The following is a 7,486-nucleotide window of genomic DNA, read 5'->3' on the forward strand; positions in this document are numbered from 1 at the left end:
TGCGCAGCTGCGCGTCGTCGAGGGTGCCGGTGGCCTCCTTGCGGTACCGGGCGATGAACGGGACGGTCGAGCCGCCGTCGAGCAGGTCGACGGCCGCCGTCACCTGGTGGGGCCGGACGCCGAGCTCGTCGGCGATCCGCTGGGAGATCGAGTGCTGGACGGCATGGTGCGTGGCTGCCGAGGCGGTCGTAGCTGTCACCCGTACATGGTGGCGGGTGCTGCACCGGTCGACGCGAGCGGGCCCGGCCGAGGAGGCGCGGGCCTCTGACGTGCGGACGACGAGCTCTCGAACGCGAGCGCCGGGTCGCACGTTTTCACATCTGTTCACAGGTTCATCCCCGCCGCCGGGCCGGGCCGCTTTGGCAGTGTGGAACCGTGAACTACACGCGCGGCGGCCTGTCATTGCTGACCGGCTGGCTCCCCCTCACGCTCGAGATCGTGGCCGCGGTCGTCCTGCTCGTGGTGGTCCTCCGGAGCACGCGGGGGTGGTACCTGCTCTGGCTCCCGCTGGCCGCCCTCGTAGGGGCCGGGGTGGCCCTCGCGATCCGTTACGAGGTCTCGGCCGACGGCCTCACGAACGACCCCGCGCCGGTCGCGCTCTGGATCTGGACCGGGCTGACCGCCGCGGCCGTGGTGGTCGTCGTCGTCGGCTGGCGGGGCTCGCGCTGGTGGCGGCGCGCGCTGTCGGTGCTCGCCGTCCCGCTGGCGCTGCTGTGCGTCGCCTCGAACCTCAACCAGTGGGTCGGCTACTTCCCCACCGTCCAGGAGGCATGGGGGGCCGTCACGGCGGGCCCGCTCCCCGACCAGGTCACCGACGCCCAGCTCGCCGCCATGACGACCGCGCCGGCGCGGCCGGCAACCGGCGCGCTGGTGGGGGTGAACATCCCATCGACCGCGAGCGGCTTCACCCACCGCGAGGAGTACGTCTACCTGCCGCCCACCTGGTTCACGGGCACCACGAAGCACCCGGCGCTGCCGGCGCTGATGATGATCGGCGGCGAGTTCAACACGCCGGCGGACTGGATCCGCACCGGCGACGCGATGTCGGTCGTCCACTCCTGGGCGGCGGCCCACGGCGGCTCCGCTCCGATCATGGTGTTCGTCGACGCCGGTGGCGCGTTCAACAACGACACGCAGTGCGTCGACGGGCCGCGCGGCAACTCCGCCGACCACCTCACCGGCGACGTGCGGCCGTACGTGATCTCCCGGTTCCATGCGTCCGCGGCGCCCGCGAACTGGGGCATCGTCGGGTGGTCGATGGGCGGGACGTGTGCCGCCGACCTCGTGGTGATGCACCCGGAGCTGTTCGGCACGTTCGAGGACATCGCCGGCGACCTCGGGCCCGCCGTCGGCGGGAAGGCCCAGACGATCGCCCAGCTCTACGGGGGCAACGCGGCGGCGTGGGCCAGGTTCGACCCGCTGACGGTGCTGACGGGGCACGCCCGCTACACGGACACCGCCGGATGGTTCGAGAACTCCACCACCGGTCCGGGGCAGGGCCGGTACGGCGGGCATCCTGGCGGCCCGCCCGGCGCCTACGCGCACCATCGCACGGCCGGCACCGGGTTCGGCGGCCAGGCCGACCCCGGGTCGCAGGGCAGCAACCAGACCCAGGAAGCCGCCCAGCTGTGCGCGGCGATGACCACGGACGGGATCACCTGCACCCAGCACACCACCCCGGGCGGACACACCTGGCAGGTCGCCTCCACCAGCTTCTCCGACGCGTTTCCCTGGCTGGTGAGCCGGGTGGAGGGGGCCCCGGCCGCGCAGGCCTGACCGGACCCCGTCAGCCGAAGAACGCCACCGTGCCCGTCACCGACGGGGGCTGACCGGGCACCCCGGCGGTCAGCTCACCGCGCGCGTCACCGTCGGCCACGATCGGCACGCCGGCGAACGCGGGGCTGCGCAGCCGGTAGGAGAAGCCCGCCACCTGCCGCCCCGGCGCGAACCGGCGGGGCAGCTCCAGCAGCAGCAGCGCGAGCAGGGGGCCGTGCACCACCAGCCCCGGGTACCCCTCGACGCCCGTGACGTACGGGTGGTCGTAGTGGATGCGGTGGGTGTTGTAGGTCAGCGCGCTGAAGCGGAACAGCATCCGGGAGTCCGGGTCGAGCCGGGCACGCCAGGCGTCGGGCGCCACGGGCCCGGGCTCCGCGGCCGTCTGCAGCTCCGTGGCCAGTCCGCGCGCCTCGCCCGCGGGCTGGCTGCGGTAGGCGTAGTCCTGCTCCTCGACGAGCGCGAGCATGCCCGCGCGGCGGTACTCGTGGCGCTCGGTCACGAACACCATCGACCCGCTGCGGCCCGTCTTGGGGGTGGCCGTGACCAGCGACGACCGGCGCGCCACCTCGTCCCCGACGCGCAGCGGCTCGCGCACCTGCAGGCGGCCGCCCGCGAACATGCGGCGCCGATCGGGCAGCGGCGGCAGGAACGCGCCGCGGGCGGGGTGCCCGTCGTCGCCGAGCGCGGACTGCCCGGGGTGCGCGAGCAGGTGGAACCAGTGCCACATCGGGGGCAGCGGGTCACCCGTGCCCTTCACCGGGGAGGGCTGGTCGAGCAGCCCGGCGAACGCCTCGGCCGGCCACGGCTCGACGGTTCCCGTGGTGTCGACGGGCTGGGGGTCCCACCCCCGGAGGTGGGACGCGAGGTCCTCGGAGCTGTCCACGCCCCCGATCATCGCCCACTGCACCCCGGGTGCGCAGCAACCTGCGTCACTCGTCGCGCACCAGCAGTGCCACGCACTCGAAGTGATGGGTCATCGGGAAGGCGTCGAACGCCCGTAGCTTCTCCAGCCGGTACCCGCGCGCGGCGAACAGGGCGACGTCGCGGGCCAGTGCCGCCGGGTCGCACGCCACGTGGACGACGCGTTCCGGAGCGCGGGCGCACAGCGCGTCCACCAGCTCGCGGCCCAGGCCCTTGCGCGGCGGGTCGGCGACGATGACGTCGGGCCGCCCGTCGAGCAGTGCCGATCCGCATTCCCCCTGCGCTCCACGCGGGACGATCAGTCGCTCGACCTTCCCCACCCGCCAGCCGATCTGCGGCCGGTCGGCCAGCGCCGCCCGCCCGTCGGCCACGGCCTGCCGCGACGACTCGACGACCGTGACGCCACCCTCGGGTCCGACCTGGTCGGCCAGCACGGACGCGAACAGCCCCACGCCGCCGTAGAGGTCCCAGGCCACGCCACCGGACGGCGCGGCGGCCCACTCCCCCACGACGGACGCGAGGGTGTCCGGCAGCGCCGGGTGGACCTGCCAGAACACCCCGGACGACAGCCGCCACTCGCGGCCTGCCGCCCGCTGCACGATGGGACCGTCCTCCGGGAAGCCGCCCCCGTGGGCGCCCGGGGCGTCGACGTGGACGACGTCGTCGACGTCGGAGGCCACTTCGACCTCGCCGCCGGGCTCGAAGTCGTGGGCGAGCACCGGGGGCAGCGCGCCGGCGGGTGCGAGCGGGCAGTCGGCGATCGGCAGGACGTCGTGGCTGCGGTGGGCGCGCAGGCCGGCCCGCCCGGCCTCGTCGACGGCGAGCCGGACGCGACGTCGCCAGCCCAGGGCCCCGCCGGGCAGCTCCTCGACGGGCACGCGCAGCGTGATGCCCGCGAGCCGCTGCAGCTGCTCGGCCAGTACGTCGGCCTTGAGCGAGCGCTGCGCGGCCGGGTCGACGTGCTGCAGGTCGCAGCCGCCGCACCCGCCCGCGCGGGCCCAGCTGCAGGGTGCGGGCACGCGGTCCGGCGAGGCGGCGAGCACCGCGACGGCGTCGGCGCGGCAGAACGAGCCGCCCGGGTCCTCGTCGACGACGACGCGTACGCGCTCGCCGGGCAGCGCGTGCCGGACGAACACCACGCGGCCCTCGTGGCGGGCCACGCAGTGCCCGCCGTGGGCGATCGGGCCGACGTCGACCTCGAGGACGCGGTCGGTCCAGTCGAGCGTGGGGGTGCGTGTCACTTGGGCAGCTTGGCAGGCTCGGCCGGCTCCGCCGACGGCGACGGGGCCGCGGGCCGGTTGTCGTCGCCGGGGCCGAACTCGTAGCCGCGGCGGGTGGACCCGGGCGGGGTCTCCGGGCGGCGCGCCTTCACCCGTTCCGACGACGCGAGCTGCCACGGCACGCTCGTCACCATCACGCCCGGCTGGAACAGCAGGCGGCCCTTGAGCCGCAGAGCGCTCTGGTTGTGCAGGACCTGCTCCCACCAGTGGCCCACGACGTACTCCGGGATGAACACGGTGACGACGTCGCGCGGGTTGGACGTGCGGATCCGCTTGACGTAGTCGAGCACCGGCTTGGTGATCTCGCGGTAGGGCGACTCGACGACCTTCAGCGGCAGTGGGAGCTTGCGCTGCTCCCAGTCGCGCATCAGCCTCTTGGTGTCGGCCTCGTCGACGTTGACGGTGAGCCCCTCCAGCACGTCGGGACGCGTCGCCCGCGCGTAGGCGATCGCGCGCAGCGCGGGCTTGTGCAGCGTGGAGACCAGCACGATCGCGTGGTTGCGCGAGGGCAGCACCCCGTCGACGTCGCCCGCGACCAGCTCCGCCGTGACCCGGTCGTAGTGCTTCTGGATGGCCTTCATCAGCACGAAGAACCCGGCCATCGCGGCGATGGCGATCCACGCGCCGAGCGTGAACTTGGTGATGAGCACCGTGATGAGGACCACGCCGGTCATGGCCGCACCGAAGCCGTTGATGGACTGCGCGCGGCGCATCCGGCGGCGGGCGGCGCGATCGGTCTCGGTGCGCAGCAGCCGTCTCCAGTGCAGCACCATGCCCGTCTGGCTGAGCGTGAACGACACGAACACGCCCACCGTGTAGAGCGGGATGAGCCGCGTGACCTCCGCCTGGAAGCCGATGACCAGGATGATCGCGAAGCCGGCCAGGATCAGGATGCCGTTGGAGAACGCCAGCCGGTCGCCGCGGGTGTGCAGCTGGCGGGGCAGGTAGCGGTCCTGGGCGAGGATCGAGCCGAGCACCGGGAAGCCGTTGAACGCGGTGTTGGCGGCCAGCGCCAGGATCAGCGCCGTCATCACGACGACGAAGAAGAACCCGGGCCGGAAGCTCGAGAACACCGCGTCGGCGAGCTGGGCCACCATCGTCTGCTGGACGTAACCGGCCGGGGCGTTGATGAACTGCGTCGCCGGGTCCTCAGCGATCTTCGCGCCGGTGAGCTGGGCCAGCGCGATGAGCCCCATGAACATGCTCACCGAGACCACGCCGAGCAGCAGCAGTGTCGTGGCGGCGTTGCGCGACTTCGGCTTCCGGAACGCCGGCACGCCGTTGCTGATGGCCTCGACGCCGGTGAGCGCCGCGGCGCCCTGGGTGAACGAGCGCAGCACGAGCAGCACCAGCGCAAGGCCCGTGAACGCGTTGCCCTGCGCGATGAGGTCCAGGTTCGCGCTGGCCGCCTGCACGTGGTCGCCCAGGAGGAGGATCCGCGTGAAACCCCAGATGATCATCGTGACGATGCCGAGCATGAACGCGTAGACCGGGATCGCGAACGCCGCACCCGACTCGCGGATGCCGCGAAGGTTGACGGCGGTCAGCAACCCGATGGCCACCACCGCGAAGATCACCTTGTGATCCGCGACGAACGGGATCAGCGCCCCGATGTTGGCCGCCGCCGCCGAGATCGACACCGCGACCGTCAGCGTGTAGTCCACGAGCAGCGCGCTCGCGACCGTCAGCCCGGCGTTGCGCCCGAGGTTGACCGTGGCCACCTCGTAGTCGCCGCCGCCCGACGGGTACGCATGCACGTTCTGCCGGTAGCTCGTGACCACCGTCAGGAGCACCACCACGACGGCGAGGCCGATCCACGGCGCCAGCGAGTAGAACGCCACCCCGCCGAGCGACAGGGTCAGGAAGATCTCCTCGGGCGCGTAGGCGACGGACGACATCGCGTCGGAGGCGAACACGGGCAGCGCGATGCGCTTGGGGAGGAGGTTGTGGGACAGACGGTCGCTGCGCTGCGGCCGCCCGACGATGACTCGCTTCACGGCGACGCCGAGCTTGGACACGGCGGAAGCGTAAGCGGTGCGGCGCAAGTCGTGCGCCCGGCGCTGCGATAACGTGCGCGCAACGCGAGGGAGGACCAGCGTGTACGTCGTCATCATGGGGTGCGGGCGGGTCGGCTCGTCGCTGGCCGCAGGCCTGGAGCGGCTCGGCCACGAGGTGGCCGTGATCGACAAGGATCCCCAGGCCTTCCGCAGGCTCAGCCCGGACTTCAAGGGCAAGCAGGTGGTCGGGCAGGGTTTCCACCGCGACGTCCTGATCAACGCCGGTGTCGAGAGGGCGCAGGCGTTCGCCGCTGTCTCGAGCGGTGACAACTCGAACATCATCTCCGCCCGCGTGGCGCGTGAGTCGTTCGGCGTCGAGCTCGTGGTGGCCCGCATCTACGACGCCAAGCGCGCCGCCGTCTACGAGCGGCTCGGCATCCCGACCGTCGCCACCGTGCCGTGGAGCACCGACCGGCTGATGCGGATGCTGCTGCCCGACGGCGTAGCGTCGGCGTGGCGCGAGCCCACCGGCACCGTCGCGATCCTGCCGCTCCCGGTGCACCAGGAATGGGTGGGACGCCCGGTGAAGGAGCTCGAGGCCGCCACTGGGAGCCGTGTGGCGTTCATCGTGCGGTTCGGTACGGGACTGCTGCCCAAGCCGGACACGGCCGTGCAGGCCGAGGACACCGTCTACGTCGCCGCCGTGTCCGGCACCGTCAGCGACGTCACGAGCGCGGCCGCGGCCCCGCCGCAGGAGGGCTGATCAGCATGCGGGTCGCGATCGCGGGTGCGGGCGCCGTCGGGCGTTCCATCGCGCTGGAGCTGCTGGAGAACAAGCACCAGGTGATGCTCATCGAGCGGGACCTGTCCCACATCGAGCCCGAGTCGGTGGAGCAGGCCGAGTGGGTCCACGCCGACGCCTGCGAGCTGGCCTCGCTGGAGGAGGCCGGGCTGGAGAGCTGCGACGTCGTCATCGCGGCCACGGGCGACGACAAGGTCAACCTCGTCGTCTCACTGCTGGCCAAGACGGAGTTCGCGGTGCGCCGCGTGGTCGCGCGCGTCAACGACCCCCGCAACGAGTGGCTGTTCGGCGAGAACTGGGGCGTCGACGTCGCGGTGTCCACGCCGCGACTGCTCGCCGCGCTGGTCGAGGAGGCCGTGGCCGTCGGCGACCTCGTGCGCCTGATGACGTTCCGGCAGGGGCAGGCCAACCTCGTGGAGGTCACACTGCCCGCCGACACCCCGCTCGCCGGCAAGCCGGTGCGCTCGCTCACCCTGCCCGTCGACTCCGCGCTGGTCGTCGTCCTGCGGGGCGGGCGCGTGATCGTCCCCCAGGCCGACGATGCGCTGGAGCCAGGCGACGAGCTGCTGTTCGTCGCCACCTCCGCGGTCGAGGAGGAGATCCGCAAGGCCCTCGGCTACTGACGCCGGCCGCACGGCCCGGGGCATGATCACCACCTCGGCGCGAGAACGGCCATATCCGGCCGGAAACGCACCGAGACGGTGGTCATG

7 protein-coding genes are annotated in these 7,486 nt (G+C 72.8%); 3 read left to right on the top strand and 4 right to left on the bottom strand.

The window, feature by feature from the left end; all coding sequences use genetic code 11:
- Positions 1–199, bottom strand: a 199-nt coding sequence (locus tag JWR81_RS32155) for a Tex-like N-terminal domain-containing protein (RefSeq protein WP_297661429.1), incomplete at its 3' end; no start/stop codon positions are given.
- A 176-nt stretch (positions 200–375) separates the two neighbouring features.
- On the opposite strand from JWR81_RS32155, the gene JWR81_RS32160 reads away from it, so the two are divergent.
- A complete protein-coding gene (locus JWR81_RS32160; protein WP_297661431.1) occupies positions 376–1,776 on the top strand; it encodes an alpha/beta hydrolase-fold protein in 1,401 nt (466 codons plus the stop codon).
- A 10-nt stretch (positions 1,777–1,786) separates the two neighbouring features.
- Here the strand turns inward: JWR81_RS32160 and JWR81_RS32165 are convergent, their stop codons facing one another.
- Genes JWR81_RS32165 through JWR81_RS32175 form a run of 3 tightly spaced genes read right to left on the bottom strand, consistent with a single transcriptional unit; the run spans position 1,787 to position 5,995 of the window.
- Positions 1,787–2,659: a MaoC family dehydratase N-terminal domain-containing protein gene (locus JWR81_RS32165; protein ID WP_297661433.1), complete on the bottom strand. Its 873-nt coding sequence runs from the start codon at positions 2,657–2,659 to the stop codon at positions 1,787–1,789.
- A gap of 46 nt (positions 2,660–2,705) precedes the next feature.
- Positions 2,706–3,938 carry a class I SAM-dependent RNA methyltransferase gene (locus tag JWR81_RS32170; RefSeq protein ID WP_297661435.1) on the bottom strand — a complete coding sequence of 411 codons (1,233 nt, stop codon included), beginning with the start codon at positions 3,936–3,938 and terminating at the stop codon, positions 2,706–2,708.
- On the bottom strand, positions 3,935–5,995 hold the full coding sequence (locus JWR81_RS32175) for an APC family permease (RefSeq protein WP_297661437.1): 2,061 nt from the start codon (positions 5,993–5,995) through the stop codon (positions 3,935–3,937). The genes JWR81_RS32170 and JWR81_RS32175 overlap by 4 nt, the downstream gene beginning before the upstream one ends.
- Before the next feature lie 79 nt (positions 5,996–6,074).
- Between JWR81_RS32175 and JWR81_RS32180 the strand changes: the two genes are divergently transcribed.
- Together JWR81_RS32180 and JWR81_RS32185 are read left to right on the top strand one after the other, a co-directional pair.
- Positions 6,075–6,737 carry a TrkA family potassium uptake protein gene (locus tag JWR81_RS32180; protein WP_297661439.1) on the top strand — a complete coding sequence of 221 codons (663 nt, stop codon included), beginning with the start codon at positions 6,075–6,077 and terminating at the stop codon, positions 6,735–6,737.
- 5 nt (positions 6,738–6,742) lie between these two features.
- A complete protein-coding gene (locus JWR81_RS32185; protein ID WP_297661441.1) occupies positions 6,743–7,399 on the top strand; it encodes a TrkA family potassium uptake protein in 657 nt (218 codons plus the stop codon).
- Positions 7,400–7,486: the final 87 nt, after the last annotated feature.

Source organism: Pseudonocardia sp., from assembly GCF_025965585.1.
GTDB lineage: Bacteria > Actinomycetota > Actinomycetes > Mycobacteriales > Pseudonocardiaceae > Pseudonocardia.

Excerpts from the sequence above, each read along its gene's own strand:
- JWR81_RS32185 (WP_297661441.1), top strand. The coding sequence starts at position 6,743 with ATGCGGGTCGCGATCGCGGGTGCGGGCGCCGTCGGGCGTTCCATCGCG.